The organism is Ralstonia sp. A12 (genome assembly GCF_000801955.1).
Lineage (GTDB): Bacteria > Pseudomonadota > Gammaproteobacteria > Burkholderiales > Burkholderiaceae > Ralstonia.
The window spans coordinates 222,316-242,486 of the sequence record NZ_JSZO01000003.1; the positions used below are offsets into that span (position 1 = coordinate 222,316).

22 protein-coding genes are annotated in these 20,171 nt (G+C 63.7%); 11 read left to right on the forward strand and 11 right to left on the reverse strand.

All coding sequences use genetic code 11. The features are described 5' to 3' along the window. Positions 1-12 precede the first annotated feature (12 nt). The 4 genes from PI87_RS07560 (at position 13) to PI87_RS07575 (ending at position 4,039) form a co-directional block, all read left to right on the forward strand. On the forward strand, positions 13-1,071 hold the full coding sequence (locus PI87_RS07560; RefSeq protein ID WP_039597091.1) for a beta-propeller fold lactonase family protein: 1,059 nt from the start codon (positions 13-15) through the stop codon (positions 1,069-1,071). Then, the gene (locus PI87_RS07565) at positions 1,058-1,645 is read left to right on the forward strand and encodes a cytochrome b (RefSeq protein ID WP_039597092.1); all 588 of its coding nucleotides are present in this window, start codon (positions 1,058-1,060) and stop codon (positions 1,643-1,645) included. The genes PI87_RS07560 and PI87_RS07565 overlap by 14 nt, the downstream gene beginning before the upstream one ends. Before the next feature lie 226 nt (positions 1,646-1,871). Beyond that, positions 1,872-3,626, forward strand: coding sequence for a PQQ-dependent methanol/ethanol family dehydrogenase (locus tag PI87_RS07570; protein ID WP_039597093.1), 1,755 nt, complete (start codon positions 1,872-1,874; stop codon positions 3,624-3,626). 80 nt (positions 3,627-3,706) lie between these two features. Continuing rightward, on the forward strand, positions 3,707-4,039 hold the full coding sequence (locus PI87_RS07575; protein ID WP_039597129.1) for a c-type cytochrome: 333 nt from the start codon (positions 3,707-3,709) through the stop codon (positions 4,037-4,039). Between the two features lie 66 nt (positions 4,040-4,105). On the opposite strand, the gene pqqE is transcribed toward PI87_RS07575, so the two are convergent. From pqqE to pqqA, 5 genes are all read right to left on the reverse strand, one after another. Further along, a complete protein-coding gene (pqqE, locus tag PI87_RS07580) occupies positions 4,106-5,290 on the reverse strand; it encodes a pyrroloquinoline quinone biosynthesis protein PqqE (RefSeq protein WP_039597094.1) in 1,185 nt (394 codons plus the stop codon). Continuing rightward, positions 5,262-5,534, reverse strand: coding sequence for a pyrroloquinoline quinone biosynthesis peptide chaperone PqqD (pqqD, locus tag PI87_RS07585; protein WP_039597130.1), 273 nt, complete (start codon positions 5,532-5,534; stop codon positions 5,262-5,264). The genes pqqE and pqqD overlap by 29 nt, the downstream gene beginning before the upstream one ends. After that, positions 5,515-6,225 carry a pyrroloquinoline-quinone synthase PqqC gene (gene pqqC / locus PI87_RS07590; RefSeq protein WP_039597095.1) on the reverse strand — a complete coding sequence of 237 codons (711 nt, stop codon included), beginning with the start codon at positions 6,223-6,225 and terminating at the stop codon, positions 5,515-5,517. The genes pqqD and pqqC overlap by 20 nt, the downstream gene beginning before the upstream one ends. After that, on the reverse strand, positions 6,222-7,139 hold the full coding sequence (gene pqqB, locus PI87_RS07595; protein WP_039597096.1) for a pyrroloquinoline quinone biosynthesis protein PqqB: 918 nt from the start codon (positions 7,137-7,139) through the stop codon (positions 6,222-6,224). Before pqqB ends, pqqC begins: the two co-directional genes overlap by 4 nt. Positions 7,140-7,283: 144 nt before the next feature. Next, positions 7,284-7,358: a pyrroloquinoline quinone precursor peptide PqqA gene (pqqA, locus tag PI87_RS28455; RefSeq protein WP_009277446.1), complete on the reverse strand. Its 75-nt coding sequence runs from the start codon at positions 7,356-7,358 to the stop codon at positions 7,284-7,286. 104 nt (positions 7,359-7,462) lie between these two features. On the opposite strand from pqqA, the gene PI87_RS07600 reads away from it, so the two are divergent. Then, positions 7,463-8,404, forward strand: coding sequence for an alpha/beta fold hydrolase (locus PI87_RS07600; RefSeq protein WP_039597097.1), 942 nt, complete (start codon positions 7,463-7,465; stop codon positions 8,402-8,404). On the opposite strand, the gene PI87_RS07605 is transcribed toward PI87_RS07600, so the two are convergent. Continuing rightward, a complete protein-coding gene (locus PI87_RS07605; RefSeq protein WP_039597098.1) occupies positions 8,390-10,411 on the reverse strand; it encodes a sigma-54-dependent Fis family transcriptional regulator in 2,022 nt (673 codons plus the stop codon). The genes PI87_RS07600 and PI87_RS07605 overlap by 15 nt on opposite strands. 262 nt (positions 10,412-10,673) lie before the next feature. Between PI87_RS07605 and pedF the strand changes: the two genes are divergently transcribed. Together pedF and PI87_RS07615 are read left to right on the forward strand one after the other, a co-directional pair. Then, complete coding sequence (gene pedF, locus PI87_RS07610) at positions 10,674-11,162, forward strand: cytochrome c-550 PedF (protein ID WP_039597099.1); 489 nt, start codon at positions 10,674-10,676, stop codon at positions 11,160-11,162. A 95-nt stretch (positions 11,163-11,257) separates the two neighbouring features. Then, a complete protein-coding gene (locus tag PI87_RS07615) occupies positions 11,258-12,139 on the forward strand; it encodes a substrate-binding periplasmic protein (RefSeq protein WP_039597100.1) in 882 nt (293 codons plus the stop codon). 74 nt (positions 12,140-12,213) lie between these two features. Here the strand turns inward: PI87_RS07615 and PI87_RS07620 are convergent, their stop codons facing one another. The 3 genes from PI87_RS07620 to PI87_RS07630 form a co-directional block, all read right to left on the reverse strand. After that, positions 12,214-12,597, reverse strand: a complete 384-nt coding sequence (locus tag PI87_RS07620; protein ID WP_232313956.1) for a hypothetical protein — start codon at positions 12,595-12,597, stop codon at positions 12,214-12,216. Between the two features lie 358 nt (positions 12,598-12,955). Next, complete coding sequence (locus PI87_RS07625) at positions 12,956-13,678, reverse strand: haloacid dehalogenase type II (protein WP_039597102.1); 723 nt, start codon at positions 13,676-13,678, stop codon at positions 12,956-12,958. 31 nt (positions 13,679-13,709) lie between these two features. Continuing rightward, complete coding sequence (locus PI87_RS07630) at positions 13,710-14,513, reverse strand: MipA/OmpV family protein (RefSeq protein ID WP_039597131.1); 804 nt, start codon at positions 14,511-14,513, stop codon at positions 13,710-13,712. 216 nt (positions 14,514-14,729) lie between these two features. Here PI87_RS07630 and PI87_RS07635 point away from each other — a divergent pair, with 216 nt between their 5' ends. Beyond that, complete coding sequence (locus tag PI87_RS07635) at positions 14,730-16,457, forward strand: alkaline phosphatase family protein (RefSeq protein WP_039597103.1); 1,728 nt, start codon at positions 14,730-14,732, stop codon at positions 16,455-16,457. Positions 16,458-16,554: 97 nt separating this feature from the next. On the opposite strand, the gene PI87_RS07640 is transcribed toward PI87_RS07635, so the two are convergent. Beyond that, complete coding sequence (locus PI87_RS07640) at positions 16,555-16,839, reverse strand: hypothetical protein (RefSeq protein ID WP_039597104.1); 285 nt, start codon at positions 16,837-16,839, stop codon at positions 16,555-16,557. A 395-nt stretch (positions 16,840-17,234) separates the two neighbouring features. Here PI87_RS07640 and PI87_RS07645 point away from each other — a divergent pair, with 395 nt between their 5' ends. From PI87_RS07645 to PI87_RS07655, 3 genes are all read left to right on the forward strand, one after another. Next, the gene (locus tag PI87_RS07645; protein ID WP_039597105.1) at positions 17,235-17,465 is read left to right on the forward strand and encodes a hypothetical protein; all 231 of its coding nucleotides are present in this window, start codon (positions 17,235-17,237) and stop codon (positions 17,463-17,465) included. A 134-nt stretch (positions 17,466-17,599) separates the two neighbouring features. Beyond that, the gene (locus tag PI87_RS07650) at positions 17,600-18,157 is read left to right on the forward strand and encodes a MerR family transcriptional regulator (RefSeq protein ID WP_039597106.1); all 558 of its coding nucleotides are present in this window, start codon (positions 17,600-17,602) and stop codon (positions 18,155-18,157) included. After that, positions 18,060-18,536, forward strand: a complete 477-nt coding sequence (locus tag PI87_RS07655) for a carboxymuconolactone decarboxylase family protein (RefSeq protein ID WP_039597107.1) — start codon at positions 18,060-18,062, stop codon at positions 18,534-18,536. Before PI87_RS07650 ends, PI87_RS07655 begins: the two co-directional genes overlap by 98 nt. On the opposite strand, the gene PI87_RS07660 is transcribed toward PI87_RS07655, so the two are convergent. Next, positions 18,473-19,792, reverse strand: coding sequence for a hemolysin family protein (locus PI87_RS07660; RefSeq protein ID WP_039597132.1), 1,320 nt, complete (start codon positions 19,790-19,792; stop codon positions 18,473-18,475). The two genes, PI87_RS07655 and PI87_RS07660, sit on opposite strands and share 64 nt — an antisense overlap. Positions 19,793-20,171: the final 379 nt, after the last annotated feature.

Here is a 20,171-nt window from a genome sequence, read left to right on the forward strand (position 1 = left end):
GAAGAGACGACCATGAACACATTGACCTACTACCTCCGGATTGCCACGTTGATCTGCGTGGGCTTGGTGTCCACCCTCCAGGCGGCTGCCGAGGTGCCCGATTCTCTCGCCTATGTCACCAACCAGGGTGGTGGCGTGACCGTGCTCGATGCGCGCGCGCTCCAGCCCATTGCTGAGATTGCGGTCGGCAAGGACCCGCGCGGTCTGGCCGTCACTCCCGACGGCCGCTGGCTGCTGATGGCCAACCAGGGCAGCGCAGACGTGTCAGTGGTCGACACTGGCACTCGCAAGGAGGTGAGGCGCATTGCAGTCGGCAGGAATGTCGAGTTCATGCGGATCTCGCCGGATGGCCATCGGGCGTTTGTGACTTACGAACCCTCGTCGGCAGGCGGGCCGCCGAAGAAGGGGGCTCAGGAAAGTGATAAGGATGATGCTCCAGCCGAGGTGGCCATCATCGATCTCAGCCGATGGGCCGTCGTCGGCCGCATCAAGGCAGCACGCGAGACCGAGGCCATCGAGTTCTCGCCCGACGGCAAGACGCTGCTGGTGGCCAATGAGGGCGACAACACGGTGGGCGTGTACGACCTGTCCACGCTCAAGCAGATCCAGTCGGTGGATGTGTCGCCGTTCGGCAACCGGCCGCGCGGCATCAAGATCGCGCCCGACGGCAAGACCTATGTCGTGACGCTGGAAAACTCGAACAACCTGTTGCTGCTCGATGCCGGCTTCAAGCCGACCAAGACGGTGCCGACCGGGCAGGGCCCCTATGGCGTGGCGTTCGATCGCGAGGGCCGGTACCTCTGGGTGGCCGCCAGTCGCGCGGATCAACTGCAGGTGTTTGACGCTCGCACTTTTGCGCCGGTGGCCACCATTCCAGTCGGCAAGCGTTGCTGGCATTTCAGCTTCACGCCGGATGCACAGAAGCTGCTGCTGGCCTGTGGCCGCTCGAACAGCGTGCAGGTGATCGACCCGCAGAAGCATGCGGTGGTCGATACGCTCCAGGGCTACAAGCTGCCGTGGGGCGTGGTGACGTATCCAACCTCGGTGGGAAGCCTCGATGCGCCGCGCTAACCGACCCGCAGGCGCGTTGATGCGGGGCGCTGCCGTTACCTACACGCGTCTGCAGATCGCACTGCATTGGGTGAGTGCGTTGCTGCTGTGTGCCCTGTTCTCGCTGGGGTACTACATGACCAGCCTGACGAAGGGGGCACCGGGCAAGGCAGCGTGGGTGAACCTGCACAAATCGCTCGGGCTCACGGCGGCACTGGTAATTGCGTGGCGCCTGATCACGCGCATCCGCCGCGCTACGCCGCCATCGATTCCCGGGCTCGACTGTTGGGAGATGGAGCTGGCGCGCATCACGCATCGTCTGCTCTACATGTGCATGGTCGTCATGCCGCTGTCGGGCTATCTGGGCTCTTCGTTCAACCAGTACGGAACGCGTTTCTGGGGTGTGCCCCTGCCACGCTGGGGTTGGGTCGACGACGCGTTGCAGCACATGTTCTACGCGGTGCACAGCACGACCGCCTATTTCCTGCTCGGCCTGGTTGTGCTGCACGTCGCGGGAGTGATCAAGCATCAATGGTTCGATGCACAGCGCTGCGTGCAGCGCATGCTGCCGGGCCGGCGCGAACGCGCCATGTAGGCCGGCGCGGCGCCCGCTCAACCTGTGTGCACTGCGCTGTTCCCGCTGTTCCATTTCGCAACAGAACACACGATGTGTTCCGGTATGGCACGCAACACCACGCTGTGCATCGCCTGAAACCGTGATTTCACGGCGCTTTCCGATGGCACGGGATTTGCCCTGGGTCCAACCGGTGTGACATCACACTGCCGGAACTGGACCATAACGATAGGTAGAGGAGATAACAATGAGGACACTACGAGTGATTGCGCTCGCGGCTGCCATGGTGGCTGCGAGTGTTGCCGTCCACGCGGCGACGCCCCCGGTCACCGATGCCATGATCGAGAACGACGCCAAATCGTCGGGCGACGTGCTGACCTGGGGCATGGGCACGCAGGGGCAGCGCTTCTCGACGCTCACCAAGATCAACACGAAGAACGTCAGCCAGCTCGTGCCGGCATGGTCGTTCTCGTTTGGCGGTGAGAAGCAGCGCGGGCAGGAAGCCCAGCCGCTGATCTACAACGGCAAGATGTTCGTGACCGCGTCGTACTCGCGCATCTACGCGATCGACCTGAAGACCGGCAAGAAGCTGTGGAAGTACGAGCAGCGCCTGCCTGAAGGCATCATGCCCTGTTGCGATGTCGTCAACCGCGGTGCGGCCCTGTACGACAACCTGGTCATCTTCTCCACGCTCGACGCGCAGCTGATCGCGCTCAACCAGGACACTGGCAAGATCGTCTGGAAAGAGAAGATCGACGACTACGCCGCCGGCTACTCCAGCACCGCCGCACCGCTGATCGTGAAAGGCATGGTGCTGACCGGCGTGTCGGGCGGCGAGTTCGGCGTGGTGGGCCGCGTGGAAGCGCGCGATGCCAAGACCGGCAACCTGGTCTGGACGCGCCCGACCGTCGAAGGCCACATGGGCTACAAGTACGACAAGGATGGCAACAAGACCGAGAACGGCTTGACCGGCACGCTCAACGCGAGCTGGCCCGGCGAGACCTGGAAGACCGGCGGTGCATCGACGTGGCTGGGCGGCACGTATGACCCGCAGACCGGTCTGGCCTACTTCGGTACCGGCAACCCGGGGCCGTGGAACAGCCACATCCGCAAGGGTGACAACCTGTATTCGTCGTCCACGCTGGCCATCGACCCGGACACCGGGAAGATCATCTGGCACTACCAGAACACCCCGAATGACGGCTGGGATTTCGACGGCGTGAACGAGTTCGTCACCTTCGATATGAACGGCAAGCGCGTCGGCGGCAAGGCAGACCGCAACGGCTTCTTCTATGTGAACGACGCCAAGACGGGCCAACTGCTCAACGCGTTCCCGTTCGTGAAGGTCAACTGGGCCACCAGCATCGACCTCAAGACCGGCAGGCCGAACTACGCACCGGACCATCGTCCGGGGGACCCTGCCGAAGCCACGGGCGAAGACAAGAAGGGCAAGTCGGTGTTTGCCGAGCCGGGCTTCCTGGGCGGCAAGAACCAGATGCCGATGGCGTATAGCCCGCAGACCGGTCTGTTCTACGTGCCCGCCAACGAGTGGGGCATGGACATCTGGAACGAGCCGATCAGCTACAAGAAGGGCGCGGCCTACCTGGGTGCCGGCTTCACTATCAAGCCGCTCAATGAGGACTACATCGGTGCGCTGCGCGCGATCAACCCGAAGACGGGCAAGATCGAATGGCAGATCAAGAACAACGCGCCGTTGTGGGGCGGTGTGATGACGACTGCCGGCGGCCTGGTGTTCTGGGGCACGCCCGAGGGTTACCTGAAGGCGGCTGACGCCAAGACCGGCAAGGAACTGTGGCAATTCCAGACGGGCAGCGGCATCGTGGCGCCGCCCGTTACCTGGGAAGACAACGGCGAGCAGTTCGTGGCCGTGGTGTCGGGCTGGGGTGGCGCTGTGCCGCTGTGGGGCGGTGAAGTAGCCAAGCGGGTGAACTTCCTGGAGCAGGGTGGTTCGGTCTGGGTGTTCAAGCTGCACAAGAACTGAGCGGCCTCGTATCGGGCTGTGCGCTCCCAACGGCGCACGGCTCCGTACGACCGATTTGCAGCGTCATGGAGTATTGGAAAGTGATCATGCGCAATGGAGTTATCTCGCTGTTCGGGCTGGTGTCGGCAGCAATATCGTCGGCCTCCGCCCACGCCGCGCCCGATATGCAGGCCCTGGCCGAGAAGAACGGTTGCTTCTCATGCCACAGCGTGCAGAACAAGATCGTCGGTCCCGCGTTTGCCGATGTGGCTGCCAAGTACAAGGGCGACGCAGAAGCGCCCGCACGCCTGGCGCAGAAGGTGCGCGATGGCGGCAAGGGTGTCTGGGGCCGCATCCCGATGCCCCCGCATCCCAACCTCAAGGAAGACGAAGCGAAGCAACTGGTGAACTGGGTATTGAGCACCGGCGCCTGATGTTCCGCGCGTCAGGCAGGTGAGCAGGGCCGGCATTGTCCGGCCCTGTTTGTTGATGGCAGCGTGCTATGGCCGTGTCAGGCGGCGCGAATTGGCATCGGTGCGGAACACGATGGGGACCTCGCCGGTGCGGGTGTCGCGCATCCGCCCGAACCCGTTCATCGCGGCCATGCGGCCCTGCAGTACAACGGTCTGCAGTGTGCCGTGATCGGGTGAGAGGCCGCATGCGGGGTCTGTGCGCGCGGCGTCGCCGGTCAGCAGATAGGCTTGACAGCGGCAGCCACCGGCATCCTCCTCGCGGGACTCGCACGACTGGCAAGGCTCCGGCATCCAATGCGTGCCGCGAAAGCGCTGGAAGGCTTCGCTGGTGCGCCAGATGTCTCGCAGTGGTTGATGGAGGACGTTGGGCAGCGTCAGCCCCGGCAGCATGCGCGCCGAATGGCAGGGTAGTGCCACGCCATCGGGCGCCACGCCCAGGAAGGTGGTCCCCCAGCCGTTCATGCACTTCTTCGGGCGTTGCTCGAAATAGTCGGGCACGACGTAAAGCAACTGGCATCGGCTGCCGATGCGCGCGCGGTAGGCATTCACCACGGCTTCAGCGTCGCGTAGCTGCTCCAGCGTCGGCATCAATGCCAGGCGGTTCTCCCAGGCCCAGCCGTAGTACTGCGTGTTGGCAAGCTCCAGGTATTCGGCACCGATCTCCAGCGCCATGTCGATGATGGCGCCCACGTGCGGCAGGTTGTGCCGATGCATCACGCAGTTCATCACCATCGGGTAGCCATGCGCCTTGATGAGGTCGGCCACGCGGCGTTTCAGGTCGAACGTGCGCGTGCTTGACAGAAAGTCGTTGAGCTCGCGTGTGGAATCCTGAAACGACAACTGGATATGGTCGAGCCCCGCAGCGCGCAACGCGCCGAGCCGCTCATCGGTCAAACCGACGCCCGATGTCACCAGGTTCACGTAGAACCCAAGCCCGTGCGCGTGCGCGACCAGCGTTTCGAGATCCTTGCGCAGCAGTGGTTCGCCGCCCGACAGGCCAAGCTGCACCGCACCCAGCGCCCGTGCCTGTGTGAAGACATCGCACCACTGCTCGGTGCTGAGTTCACGGTCGTGCTGTGTGTAATCGACCGGGTTGGAGCAGAACGGGCAATGCAGCGGGCAACGATAGGTCAGCTCCGCCAGCAGCCAGAGCGGTGGCCCAGGAACAAGAGGTGGCGGCGCCTCAGACAAGCCAGCCGCGTTCGAATGCATGTTTGACAAAGGCGTGGACCTCCGGAGCGATGCCCTGCACGTCAAACGCCGTCTGCAGGTCGTCGATCAGCATATCGAGGGTATGGGCGCCATCGCAGCGCTGCAGGATTGCGGCGGCGCTGTCGTTGAGCGTGACCATCCCCTCGGGGTAGAGCAGCACCCAGCTCTGCTGCACGTCTTCCCACTGCAGGCGGAAGGTCCGATGCAGTGTCGGGCGGCCGGGATCAGGCAGGAACGCAGTCATGGGCATGGGCCTGTTGAATGGCATCGAGCATCGACCAGAGGATGTCGAGCTTGAACTGCAGGATGTCCAGTGCACGCTGCTGCTGCTCCGGCGTGCGGAAATACGCGAGCGTCACGCGCAGTCCGTGCTCGACATCGCGCGAGGCCAGCGGAATGCGCGAGCGGAAATACGCCAGCCCGTCCGGCTGCACCCACGGGTAGTGCTCGGGCCAGCCGGCCAGCCGCTCCTTGTGGATGTCCGGCGCAAACATCTCTGTGAGCGAGGAGCACACCGCCTCCTGCCACGGTGCGCGGCGCGCAAAGTTCACGTACGCATCCACGGCAAAGCGCACGCCCGGCAGCAAGTGCTGGTGCGACCACAGCGCATCGCGCGTCAGGCCCACGGCTTCGCCCAGGCGCACCCAGCTTTCAATGCCGCCCGGCTGCGCTGCGTTGCCATCGTGGTCATGGATGCGCACGATCCACTCGCGGCGTGTTTCCCGGTCCGGGCAATTGGACAGGATGGCCGCATCCTTGAGCGGGATGTTGACCTGGTAATAGAAGCGGTTGGCCACCCAGGTGCGAATCTCTTCCGGCGTGCATTCCCCCGCGCGCATGCGCAGGTTGAATGGGTGATGGATGTGATAGCCAGCCTGTTTCGCGCGCAGGTGCGCTTCGAATTCGTCGGCGGTCCAGGCAACAGGGTGTGTCATAGCGAGATTTCCATGCCGTCGTAAGCCACCTCGATGCCGTGCGCGTCGAGCTCGCGGCGTTGTGGCGAGTCTTCGTCGAGGATCGGGTTGGTGTTGTTGATGTGGATGAGGATCTTGCGCGTTGCGGGCAACAGGTCGAGCGTTTCGATCATGCCGCCGGGGCCGGACTGGGCCAGGTGCCCCATGTCTGCCGCGGTCTTGGTGGAGAAGCCGAGGCTGAGCATTTCGTCGTTGTGCCAGCAGGTGCCATCCACCAGCACCACGTCCGCCGCGCCCAGTTCGTCAAAAACATGCGGCTCGATGCGGGCCAGGCCGGGCGCATAGAACGCTCGCCGGCCGCTTTTTCGATCGACGATACGCAGGCCGATGTTGTCGCCTACGCGACGCGCGTTGCGGCTGGGCGAGTAGGGCGGCGCCTTGCTCTCCAGCGGGACCGCCGTCAGTGCAAGATCGTCGAGCGGGGGTACCGAGAACGCCGTGCCGTCCAGCGCCAGCGCACGTGTGTCGAGCCCGCAGTAGTGCGACAGCATGCGCGTGAGCGGGAAGGCGGTGGACAGATCGCTGATGACCGCGGCGCTGGCATAGACCGGTAGCGCCTGACGGTGCTCGCGCAGCATCAGCAGGCCGGTCACGTGGTCGATCTGCGCATCGATCAACACAACGCCGACGACGCCCGTGTCGCGTGGCGTGCGCGCGGGCTGCAGCGCGGGTGCGTTGCGCAGTTGTGCAAGGATGTCCGGCGAGGCATTCACCACGATCCAGTTGCGCAGGCCATCGCCCAGTGCAATGGAAGATTGCGTGCGCGGGGTCGCACGCACGGTGCCGCGCCGCACGCCGTCGCAGTTGCGGCAGTTGCAGTTCCACTGCGGGAAGCCGCCGCCGGCGGCTGAGCCAAGAACTCTGAGTATCGTCATGATGCAAGCCCAACGTGTCGGGCGAGTTGAGCAAGAAGTCGGCCAGGAGACTGCCAGGAGACTGCAGATAGGAGGCGCAAAAGAAAAAGCCCGCTGTGAAGAACCAGCGGGCTTGCCGAGCCTGGTGTGCTCAGTCGCGCAGCATCAGCGGTTGGCGATGTACATCGTGATCTCGAACCCCAGTCGCAGTTCGGTATAAGCGGGCGTCGTCCAGTTCATGTCTCCTCCTTGAGGGTTGGCATAGTTAGTGAATGCACTGTGTTGTTCCGCGGCTGGCGCAGGCGTTCTGCCGAACGCAGCCGCCCACGATGAAGGCAACATCCATGCCCACACCCGATTGGCCCGCCACGTCTACGTGCTTTGACCTGCGTACGCCGGACAGCCATGTCGTGCATATGCGGCAATGCGGGCCGGACAGCGGCGAGCCGTGGCTGGTGCTGCACGGCGGCCCGGGCAGTGGCTGCTCGCCTTCGATGGCCACATGGTTCGATCCACTGCGGCATCGCGTCATCTTGCCGGACCAGCGCGGCGCGGGGCGCTCGCGCCCGGCCGGTACCCGCCGGCGCAATACGGTGACGGCGCTGCTGGCCGATCTGGAGCAATTGCGTACCACGCTGGGCATCGAACGCTGGGGCTTGGTCGGCGGGTCATGGGGCGCGGCGCTGGCCTTGGCCTATGCCGATCGCTTTCCCGATGCCGTGTCTGCGCTGGTGTTGCGTGGCGCCTTCCTGACCGGCTTCGATGATGTGCAGGCGCTGTTCAATGCGCGCGGTGCTGGCCGTGATCTGTTGCGACGCGTCGATCGGCAAGGTGAGGGTTTTCCCGCCGCGCGCGGACGCCTTCTCGTTGCAACAGACATGTTGCAGGTTGGTACAACTGTTCAGAAACTGAACATCGCCACAGCATGGCAGCGCGCAGAGCGCCGCTTGCTGAAATTGTCGCCTGCTGGACGACTGACGTGGCCACAGCAGATGGCCCTGGTACGCAAATACCAGCTCCAGGCGCATTACCTGTATCGCCGGGCGGGTCTGGGGAAATCCACCTTGCTGAGAGCGGCTGCGCGTATCGGCGGGCGAGGGTTGCCCGTGACGTTGCTGCATGGCCGGGAAGACAACGTTTGCCGACCGGAGAACGCGCTGCGCCTGTCTGCAGCGATACCGCAAGCGCGGCTGGTGTGGGTGCCAGGCGGGCACCTGGCGGCGGGCGAGATGGCGCGGGCACTGGTCGCCGCGATTCGCGCGTCAGCGTGGTCAGTCGGTGTCTGAGGGTAGGCCGCCGGCCTCGTCGATCCTGCGGTAAATGGTGTTGCGCGAAATGCCGAGCGCCTTTGCAGCGGCCGAGATGTTGCCGTTGTGCGCCTTCACCGCCGCCAGGATGGTCATGCTTTCAACGTCGGCAAGCCGCTTGGGCTGGGCGTTGCCGACAGTGACGGCAACAGGTTGCGCGTCTGCCGCCATCGCACTATCCGGAGCAGGCTGGTCGCCGCCATGCCGTGCCTGCCAGTCTTCAAGAAAATCGTCGGGCAGGTGGTCTTCAGTGATCTCTGGGGCGTCTTCGGCCATCAATCGGGCCGTGCGCAGCAGATTGCCGAGTTGGCGGATGTTGCCGGGCCAGTGGTAGCTGCGGAACATCTGCATCACGGCCTCGCTGATAGGCGGCGCGTCAGCTTGTTCGAGTTGCAGCAGCTTGTTGGCCACCACATCGAGGTCGCTTCGCTCGCGCAAGGCGGGCAGGCGCACGACGAGGCCGTTGAGGCGGTAGTACAGGTCTTCGCGAAACTGCCCACTGGCCACCATCTCGCGCATGTTGCGGTGGGTCGCGCAAACCACCGCCACATCCACCTGGATCAGCTTGTTGCTACCCAGCGGCGACACCGCGCGCTCCTGCAAGGCACGCAGCAGGCGGGCCTGCAGATGCAGCGGCATGTCGCCGATCTCGTCGAGGAATAACGTGCCACCATTGGCCAGCACCATCTTGCCGATGCCGCCTTTCTTGCGAGCACCGGTAAAGGCGCCTTCTTCGTAGCCGAAGAGCTCCGATTCGATCAGCGCTTCCGGAATCGACGCGCAGTTCACGGCGATGAAGGGGCCGGCGTGGCGCGGGCTGTCAGCGTGGATGGCGCGTGCGAGCAGCTCCTTGCCGGTGCCGGTTTCGCCCAGCACCATCACGGTGATGTCCTTGCCGATGACCTTGCGCAGTTTGCCGATGACGGTCTTGATCTGGGCGTCGCCGGTGTCCAGTGCCTCCAGGCTCGCGGCGGGTTGTCTGGACGGCTCGATGTAGTGCCGGCGTGCCGATGCCGGCTCACGCTCCCCAGGCATATCGCTGCCCATGGCGGGGCCGGCGATGCGGTTGGCAGACCGTTTCCATTCGACGCGCGCAAACACCTTCACGCCGCTTGGCAGCTGCAACTGCACGATACCGGCTGGCGCGCCGCGCTCCGTATCGATCAGCTGCGACATCGACAGGCCAAACAGCGACGAGAAGGTGTGCGCATGCAGCGCCCGGATCGACAGACCGAGCTGGAATTCACCGCTGCGATTGGCCGACAGGAAGCGCCCCGCTGGCGTAAAGGCCGCGATGCCCTCGACCAGCGTGCCGATGAATTCCGGGCGTGAGTGGAAGTGGATGCACACCACGTCCTGGAACGTGTTGGCGAACAGGTGGTTCTCGATCATCTGCGCCGACATGCGCACCAGGGCCATGGTGTGCTTGTGAAAGCCGCGGTGGTCGCCAGTCACGTCGAGCGCGCCTACTGTAGCGCCGTATGGGTCCAGGATCGGCGCGCAGGAGCAGGTGAGGAACCGGTTGGCTTCCAGATAGTGCTCCGACGCGTGGACCAGCGTGGGCTTGCCATCAGCCAGCGCGGTGCCGATGGCGTTGGTGCCCCGGGCCTCTTCCGACCACGACGCGCCCGGCTGCAAGGCCACCTTGCTGGCTTTAGCGAGGAAATCGTCATCGCCCAGTGAATGCAGGATCAGGCCCGATGTGTCGGTCAGGATCACCATGCTTTGCGTGTTGACGATCTGGCTGTAGAGCGTCTCCATTACCGGCAGCGCGTGCGTGAACAGCGACTGGCTGCGCTCGATCTCGGTTTTCAGCTCGCTTTGCAGCACCGGGCAGAAGTCGGGCGACTCATAGGGCCGCAAGCCATAGGACTTCGAACGCTGGTGGGATTGCGCGATCAGTTCGGGCTGATCGTTCGGCGCATCACCGAGCGTGGCGGGTGTGCTCTCGGGGGCACGCGGGCCGGCTGCCGTGTGAGGGTTCATGGTGGGTCTCCTTAAACTCGCCCGCAATCTGTGTGCGGGTCGCCCGGGCCGCTATCGTCAATGCGCGAACCGGAAGTGTTGCGCCATGAAGCAAGACGCTTGCCAGGGTGTTGCATTCCTGAGCACCTGTGTCAGCCCGTGTCCCCGGGGCCCTGGTGCTGCGTTGCGGATGTTCCCGTGGTTTGCCGGCAGGTTTGCGCCTTGGTATGGCTCTTGCAGAAATGCCTCCAAAAATCGTTTCAACGACACCAAGGAGACACTCTTGAACACGCCACGCAATTTGTTCGCGCTGCTTTCTGTCTGCGCACTTCTGGCCGGGGGATTGCCCGCAACCGCAACCGCGCACGGCGATGTCACGCCGCAGGCCGTGGACACGCACACCTTACCCCAACTCGGGGCCGATTGGCGTCAGGACAATCCATACCGCGCGCCGGGCAAGGACCATGATGAGGCGCTGCGCATCGGTACGTCGGCCTATGCTCAGAACTGCGCGCGCTGCCATGGGCTGGAAGCTATCTCCGGCGGGATTGCGCCCGACCTGCGCAAGCTCGATACCGACTGCATGTCGATGCCCGTCGGGAAGAAGCAGGATGCGTGCTTTGCTGAGATATCCCAGTACATGAGCCACACCGTCCGCACGGGCCGCACGCGCGATGGCCGGGTCTACATGCCGCCGTTCGAAGGTATCTTGAGCCAGGAAGCCGTCTGGGCCATCAAGACCTATCTCGAATCACGCCGCGTACAGGAGTAAGTGGGTCGGCCTGCTGCTGTCAGCAGTTTTGCGAGCCGATGTCGCCCACGCCTCCGGCTGCATCGGTTCACTCTTTATCCGCCAGGAGATTTTTCATGAACGCCCGTTTTCGGTTGGTCATGGCGCCGGTTTTCCACCGCCTTGCCAGCCTTCTGTTTGCTGCGGCAGCCATTCTGGTGACGGCCGCACCGGCGCATGCCGACATGGCGAAGATCCGCCAAAGCGGTGCCCTGAAGGTTGCGCTGTACAAGGGTCTGCCGCCGTTCTCCGACAATGCCGGTGGCCAATTCACCGGTATCGATGTTGCGCTGGCGAATGCGCTCAGCAAGCAGATGGGGTTGTCCGCCTCGCTGCTGCCATTTGATGCCGACGACGACGGCATGTCGGGCGATCTGCGCAATATGGTCTGGCGCGGCCACTACCTCGGGTATGGCCCGGCTGACGTCATGCTGCATGTGCCGGTGGACCCGAACTTCGTCCGCCAGAACGACCAGGTGCTGATCTTCGCGCCCTATCTTCGCGAAGCCTATGTGCTGGTCTATGACAGAGAGCGTGTCTCCAAGGTCAGCAGTTTTGAAGACCTTGCGGGCCAGATGACCGGTGCCGAGCAGGGGACAGGCGCTGCGAGTGCGTTGCTCTCAGGTGCTCACGGCGCCCTGCGCGACAAGGTGAAGATTTACCCCGAGGCCAACGGGGCTCTGCACGCGCTGTTCTCTGGTGAAATTGCCGCAGCAATGGTGACGCGCGCGCAGTACGAAAGCGTGCTGAAGGCGCAGAACCAGTCCGCCACGCGTTATGTGGCCACCGAACTGCAGTCGCCGTTGCTGCCTGCGCGCGGGTGGGCTATCGGGATGGCAGTCAAGGCGGATCAGCGCGAGCTGGCGCAGGCGCTGGAGAACGCGCTCAATGCGCTGCGCGCCAGCGGCGAGTTGCAGCGCATCTTTGCGCAGTACGGCGTGTCGATGGCGGCGCCGTAGGCGGTCGGAGCAGAACGTGGCTACGTATCCGAGGGGCTGCCGCTGCGTGTTGCCATCGCCGGCCAGCTCGCGTGCTACAGCTTCTCGGCGGTGGCGTGCTTGGACGGCAGCGCACTCACGTTATCGTCGAACTGCGCATCCACGGGAATCTTGGAGAAGTGGTGGATCTTCGGCGTGTGCGACTCGTCGGCCTGTGCGTCGTGCGGGTCGATGAATGACATCGCTGTGCGACGCTTGAGCACGTGCGATTCGCGCGCTTGCGATTCGCGCCACAACTCGGCAGTGAACTTGAGCCCCGCGCGCAGTGCGTGGGCGCTTTCCTGTTTGCCCTTGCGCTGGTCGGAGACCCGCTCAATGCCTTTCTTGACGACGTCTTCCAGGAACGTGATCCGCGCGCGGTAGTAATCCGCATGCATCTGCGCATCGAGCACGCGCTGTTCTGCTTGATACAGCTCCATGCGAAGCTCGCTCAATGCGCGCTCTGCTTGCTTCTCGGGAGTGGGAGCATGGCTCATGGCCAAGTGTGCAATCCATCGCAACATGGTGAAGCCCTCCTGTCTTGCAAGTGTTCATCCACTTGTTTGAAGACATCGGTCGCTGCCCGCGCGCGTTGATCGGAAAGCGATCGTCTGCTTGCAAAACAGACTACCAAAAAAATTCACAACGGTTGAGGGCGATTGCAAACCCGCGTGTTGCTAAAAGGAGGCATGGTCCTTTTGGGGGAGAGGCGTGCGGCTGGCGTTCTGGTCTGATAGGTGTTTGTCTCGCGCCGAAGCGGCTGCCACGGCAGACTTGGTGCCAATGCAACCGATTACGCTAGGCGCCAAGCCGGTTTGCGAGCGCTTCCATGTCAGTCACGTTACAGTCGAACGTCGGATCTGGCGTGACATCAACGGCAGCGCCCGGCCCGAACTCCAGCGGCCGCGCGATGAATGCCGTCCGAAAACCCTGCGCACGGGCCGCCACCAGATCGTACTTGTGTGATGCGACCATCATGATTTCGTCGGGTGCCACACCTAGCGAACGGACGGCGAGGGCATAGACCTTTGGGTCGGGCTTGAACGACTGCACGAGTTCGCCCGTGAGGATGACGTCGAAGGGCAGCGCACCGTATCGCGCAATCCGGATCACCGAAGCCATGCTGCCGTTCGATAGCGCCGCCGTCAGATAGCGCAAGCGCAATCGGCTGAGGCCGCGCTGGGTATCCGGCCATGGGCGCAGCCGGCTCCAGGTCGCATTGAGCGCGTCGCGGTCTTCCGCACTGACGTGCTGCGCCCATGGGTAGTCGTGCAGCAGCGCGTCCAACGCTTCACGATAGATCGTGTCGGTGGAAATCCAACCGCGCTTTCCGGCCAGGAACGCGTCCATCCCGGCGCGGTAGCCGGCGCGCCAACGTGCAATGACTTCCGGCCAATCGGCGACGAACCCGCGCTGCGCACCCAAGGTTTCGCCGGCCTCGATGAGCGGCGTCGTGAAGTCCACCAGTGTGCCCTGCACATCAAAGCACAGCGCTTTCAACGAAGACGGGTCGAAGGTCATGCGTGGCTCCTTGGAAACACGCGCAGCAGGTTTAACGGAAGCGGTACGTGAGCGATGCCATGCCCGTGGTCTGTTGGCGGCGCTGCGTGATCGGGCTGTCCGCGGCATCACCGCGCAGGCGTGCGACTGTGAGCGAGCCGTTGGCGGTCCAGCGGTCGTCAAGCTTGCAGGTGACGATGGCATTGAAGTGGACGTCGCGCACACCGGCGTGCGTGGCGAACGTCGGCAGACCGGATGCCGCGCTTTGGTTGCCATCCACGCCGAAGAAGGTGCGCATGTATTGGCCGTTGGTCCACGACACGCCAGTACCGAGGCTGAAGAGCCAGCGGCCAAGCGGGGCGCTGGCGTACACGTCGGCATTGGCGATCAGGCCTTGGCGGTTGCCCAGGATGTCCTGCTCGGCATCGGTGGAAAGCGTCAGGAACGACACGGTGTATTGCGCGAACGCCTTGGCACGCACCGTGGCGTTGACGTTGCCGAGACCATTCAGGCGCGCGTCGTCATGTGCATGGCGCCAGGTCGGATCGAACTGGAAGTTGCCGCCCACCTGCCATGTGTCGTCGTTGGCAAGGTAGACACCCAGGAAATCCATGCCCTTTGAGAAATACCGGTGCTTGTATTCGATTTCCTGATCGATCCACGGGAACACGAAGCTCGACTTTGCGCCCGGATATTTCGGTGCCACATAGATGGACGGGCCGACGGCGATGCTCCAGTCGCTGGGTTCGGCGCCGGCCGCGGGCGTGGTCTGTGCCGTGGCGATTGACCCGCCGAACAGGGGCAAGGCCAGCAGGCAGGCAAGCGCGAAGCGAGGCAGGGCACGCGAAGAGAACATGGAAGCAAGCGGGTTGAGGTCGAGGAAAAAGCGCTGGGCACGCCATTCTAGAGGAATCATCCGTACGGCCGATGACAGTGCAAACGTTGGCTCAACCGGGCGGTGGAGGGCGCGTTACATTTGTCACGGGGGCGACATGCGCGGGTCGCCGCACAGACATACACGGGGCATAGCGTGACGGGGCCGCCTCATGGCGGTAACCCAGAGGAGAATCCCGTGTCCCCCAAGAAACACCTCGCGCTTGCTGTGCTCTCCACGCTCGCATGCGGCCTGTCTGCGCATGTGTACGCCGATGACGATGATGCGCACCACGCGCACGCCAAGCATGTCCTGCTGATCTCCGTTGATGGTCTGCACCAGAACGACCTCGACTGGTATGTCGGCAACCATCCGGGCTCCACGCTCGCACGCCTCGTGCATCAGGGCGTGAGCTATCGCAATGCCCGCACGCCGTTCCCGTCCGACTCGTTCCCCGGCATGGTCGGCCAAGTGACCGGCGGCAACCCCAAGACCACCGGCATCTACTACGATGACGCGTACAGCCGCAGCCTGCTGCCCGCCGGTACTACGGTGGCCAACTGTCACACCACCAAGCCGGGCGCCGAAGTGTTCTACGCTGAGGTCATCGCCAAGGATTTGAACCGCCTCGACAGCGGTCAGGGCATCCCGGGCCTCTATGCCGATCTGTCGAAGATCTCGCAGTTGACCGGCCACGCGCAGGACCTGATCGATCCGGCCTTCTTGCCGGTGTCGCCCGTCACGTGCGCGCCGGTGTATCCGCACCAGTACCTGAAGGTGAACACCGTGTTTGAAGTCGCTCGCAAGCACGGCCTGCGCACGGCCTGGTCAGACAAGCACGCTGCCTATGAAATCCTCAACGGTCCGAGCGGGCAGGGTATCGACGACTTGTTCGCTCCCGAGATCAACAGCTCGGTGACCGACCCGTCGCTGCCCGCCGGCCCCGGTCCCGACTGGACCAAAGACAACACCGACACCCAGCGCTACGACAGCTTCAAGGTGCTGGCCGTGCTGAACTGGCTCAAGGGCCACGACCACGCCGGTAACGGCACGCCGGGCGTGCCCGCCATCCTGGGCATGAACTTCCAGGCCGTGTCGACTGCGCAGAAGCTGAACAAGTCGGCCTACTACCCGGATCCGTCCAACACCGCCAACAAGGTAGCGGGCGGTCTGGGTGGCTACACCAACAACGGCACGGTGCCGGGCCCGGTGCTGCAGAGCGCGCTCACCTTCGTCGACAGCAAGCTGGGCGAGCTGGTCAAGTCCGTCGACCCCGCCAACACGGTCGTGATCGTGTCGGCCAAGCATGGCCAATCGCCCAATAGCCGTGCGGACCTCACCATCGTCAACGACGGCAACATGATCGACGCGCTCAACTGCGCGTGGGAGAAGTACGCCGCCACCTGCAAGGACGCGACCAAGCCGCACCTCGTCGCGCACGCGATGGACGACGACGGCATCCTGCTGTGGCTGAACGACCGCTCGCCGGCTGCGCTGCAGTTCACCAAGCAGTTCCTGCTCGGCTACTCGGGCACGGGCGTGGGTTCGGACGCTGCCGGCAACGCTGTTGCCAAGCCGTTCACCCAGGCGGGGGCCAGTCGCTTCGTGGTGGGTGAGGAAGTGGCCGACTTCTTCGGCGTGAAGCCCCGCGATGACCGCTATCCGGATGTGGTCGGCATCGCGCAGCAGGGCACGGTGTGGGCCGGCAGCAAGCTGTCGAAGATTGCCGAGCATGGCGGCTTCCGTCCTGAGAACCGCCACGTGCCGATCGTGGTGTGGGGCGCAGGCATCGGCTCCGACGTGGTGGACGAGCATGTCGACACCAATCAGATCGCACCGACCATCCTCAGCGTATTGGGCCTCAAGCCGCATGAACTGCAGGCCGTGCAGATCGAAGGCACGCAGCGTCTGCCGCATCTGCGTTGATGTGATGGCGGGACCGGTGCGGGAGCAGGGCGCCGGTCCCGATCAGGCATAAAAAAACGCCGGGGAATCCCCGGCGTTCTTCATCGCGCTTGTCGCCTTATTGCTTGGCGGGTTCAGCGGCCTTCGGTGCCGAAGCGGCGTCGGCCTTCATGTCCGACTTGGCTTCAGCCTTCTTGTGGGCGGCCTTCTTGTGCGCGTGATGCTTCTTCATTTCGTGCTTGGCTTCAGCCTTCGGGGCGGAAGCGGCATCGGTGGCAGTCGCCGCAGCGGCCGGGGCCGGTGCGGGAGCAGCAGCCGGTGCGGACGCGGTGCCAGCTGCGAACACGGGGGCGGCAAAGGCACCAGCAACGATCAGAGCGGCCAGGGATTGAGCGACTTTCATGGTGAAACTCCTTGAGGATATTGCGGGACTCCAGATACATGGATCTCGTCCCATGTGCGATCCATGCCTCCAAAAACGCTCCACATCGTGAGTGCGTGTACCGCTGTTTGTAAGCGTTTTTCCCACGATGTAAGCGCGCGTAACACTGTAGAAGTCATGTCATGCAACGTTTGTCAATTTGTGTTGAGTGTCATCAAAGCCGCGATGTGTGTATCGACGTATCGTCAGGCTTCCGGTGGACATTGGCCGGCGCCTGCACCACACTGCGCGGTGATGCGCGAGTCATCCCGATGACGGGGTCGCGCGTTGAATGGCAGTGGCGGAGACATATCGGGTCACGTCTCACCCCGGTTTCCGGGCGCGCCGCATCTCCGTTTATTCATAAGGACAACACGATGAACAAGCTCCTGGCTGCCCTCGTGGCTGCAGTCTTCAGTGCCGGCGCATTTGCGCAGGCCACCGCTCCTGCGGCACCGGCTGCTCCGGCCGCGCCTGCTGCTGCTCCGGCGCCTGCCGCCTCGGCTCCGGCCGAAGGCCACAAGAAGGCACACCACCACAAGAAGAAAAAGAAGCGCGACCACCGCCCGAAGGTGGCGAGCCCGAGCGAGTTCGGCAAGGGCGGCTAACCGGTTTCCCGGTTTTTCTGCACACCAAGGCGCCGGCCCTCGAAAGAGGGTCGGCGTTTTGTTTTGTGCGGGCGGAAAAGAATCACGCTAAAGTCGCTTGACTTAGAGTGCGCTCTAACTTCTAAGCTCCGTTCATGAACACTTTCCTGACCATCGCCCAGGTTGCAGAGGCCACTGGCCTGTCGGCACATACGCTGCGCTACTACGAGCGCATCGGCCTGCTCGACAGCGTGCAGCGCCGCGATAACGGCCACCGCGTCTTCCGTGCGGAAGACATGACGTGGCTCGCGTTCCTGCTGCGCCTGCGCGATACCGGCATGCCGATTGCACAGATGCTGCAGTACGCAGCGCTGCGGCGGCAGGGCGACAGTCTGGAGAGTGTGTCGGCGCGCCAACGCTTGCTGGAATTGCATGCCGCGGCGCTGGAGGCGGAGCAGCGTGCACGGGCCGAAACACTGGCCGTGCTGCGTGAGAAGCTCGTCAACTACGACGGCATCCGGGCCCGGATTGCCGCCGCAGAAAGCGCGCAGGGTTCCGCTTCCTCATCTCCCAAATCGAAACACCAGCCGAAACGTCAATCGAACGAGGATGCACATGACCCTGATCGCACAAGCCGCACCGCAAGCCGCAAGCCACGCCAACCTGCAGGACGACCGCTACGCTCGGGGCTGGCAAAAGCTCAAGGAAGTTGATGATGTGGCCGGCGAGCGCGTGGTCGAGGCCTTGGCCGACATTTCACCCGACCTTGGCCGCTACGTCGTTGAATTCGGTTTTGGCGATGTCTATAGCCGCCCCGGCCTGACGCTGCGTGAGCGTGAAATCGCCACCATTGCCGCGCTCACGGCGCTGGGCAACGCGGCACCGCAGCTGAAGGTGCATATCGCTGCCGGGCTCAACGTGGGGCTCACACGCAAGGAAATTACCGAGACGATCCTGCAGATGGCGCTATACGCGGGCTTTCCGGCGGCGCTCAACGGCATGTTTGCCGCCAAGGAAGTGTTTGCCGCTCACGACGCCGAGGAGGGCGCTGGTGAGGCAGGCGGATCGATGCGCCGCGACACCAGCAACTGATCGATGCGGTGGTTGTCGATGTCGAGCACCTCGATGTGCAGGGGCCCGATGTCGACGCTTTCGCTCTTCTTGGGGATGCGCTTGAGCGCGTAGATGACGAGCCCGGCAATGGTTTCGATGTGGTGCTCGCCGGGCAGGTCATCCAGGTCGAATGCACGCTTGACGTCGCCGATGGGCGTGACGCCATCCACCAGGCAGGAACCATCGTCACGGCGCACGATCTGCTCGTCCTCGCCCAGGTAGAGGATGTCGCCCATCACCGCGCCGACGATGTCGTCAAGCGTGACCACCCCCACCACCAGCCCATACTCGTTGACCACCGCGCCAAAGCTCTGGTGCATCTCGCGAAAGCGCGTGAGCGCCTGCGACAGGTTGAGCGTGTCGGGCAGCACCAGCAGGTTCTTGTCGAAGTGCTTGGCCAAGTCGCTGATCACAGTGGAGGGTTCCTCCGACAGGATCTGCTTCAGGATGTCCTTCGAGGCGATGAAGCCGAGCACCGAGTCGATGTCGTCGCGGCAGACGAGGTATTCCGCATGCGGCTGGGCGATGATCTTCATCTTGATCGACTCCAGCGGCTCGTCGGTCGTGAAGTAGACAACCTCGTCGCGCACGGTCATGACCGAGGTGACGGTGCGCGATTCCAGCTCGAACACGTTCTCGATCACGGCCAGCTCGTGCTTGCGCAGCACGCCGGCTTCGGCGCCGGCGCCCACCATAGCGGTGATGTCTTCCGTGGTGATCTGCTCAACACGGTGCGTGGGCACGCCAAACAGCTTCAGAAACAGATCGGCCGCGCCGTTGAATAGCCAAACCACCGGCCGCAGCACACGCAGGCAGGTCTGGATCGGGCCGATGACGCCCAGCGCGCAGCGCTCGGGGTAGAGCACCGCCAGGCGCTTGGGCAGCAGGTCGGCAAACAGAATGAAGAGCCCCGTCACGATCATGAAACCGGCGATGCTGGCGATGCGCTCGGCACGGGCAGTCGGCAGCCAGTCGCCCAGCCACGTTGCGAGCGGCCCCGAGATCTGGCTGTCACCGATGACACCGGCAAGGATGGCCACCGCATTCACGCCGATCTGCACCACGGTAAAGAAGTTGCCCGGCGTGTCCTTGAGCTGCAGCACGCGCAGGGCGCGGGTATCGCCGTCGTCGCTCAGTGTTTGCAGGCGGGTGCGACGCGAGGCTGTGAGCGCGATCTCGGAAGCAGAAAAGAAGGCGCTGATCAGGATGAGCGCGACAAGGATGAAGGCGGACATGGTGGCGGGGCGGGCGCGCCGTTGCGCTGCAAGGCCGCTCGGAATGTGGCTGCGAACGATCATGGTGCAGCCGGGATCGCTTTGTCAAACCGCAGCGCGAATCATGCGTGCTTAGGCGTACGTTAAACAATTGTCTATGCCCTGGTGTGGCGCGCAGCCATCGAAAAGTGGTTTGCCGCGTACCCACACCATGGGTGATACTTGCAGCCTGGGAACATATTGTCCCGGTTTGCCTTACGGGGCCTGCGTTTGCAGGCGGCAATCCGGAGAAACGGCAAGTGTTCCAAGTGTTCCATTTGGCGCAAGTATCGGCGCCGCTATCTCAGTGCCGGCGCAGATCGGCCCAGTGTGGGCATGCAGTTGTGTGCACACAGTTGCA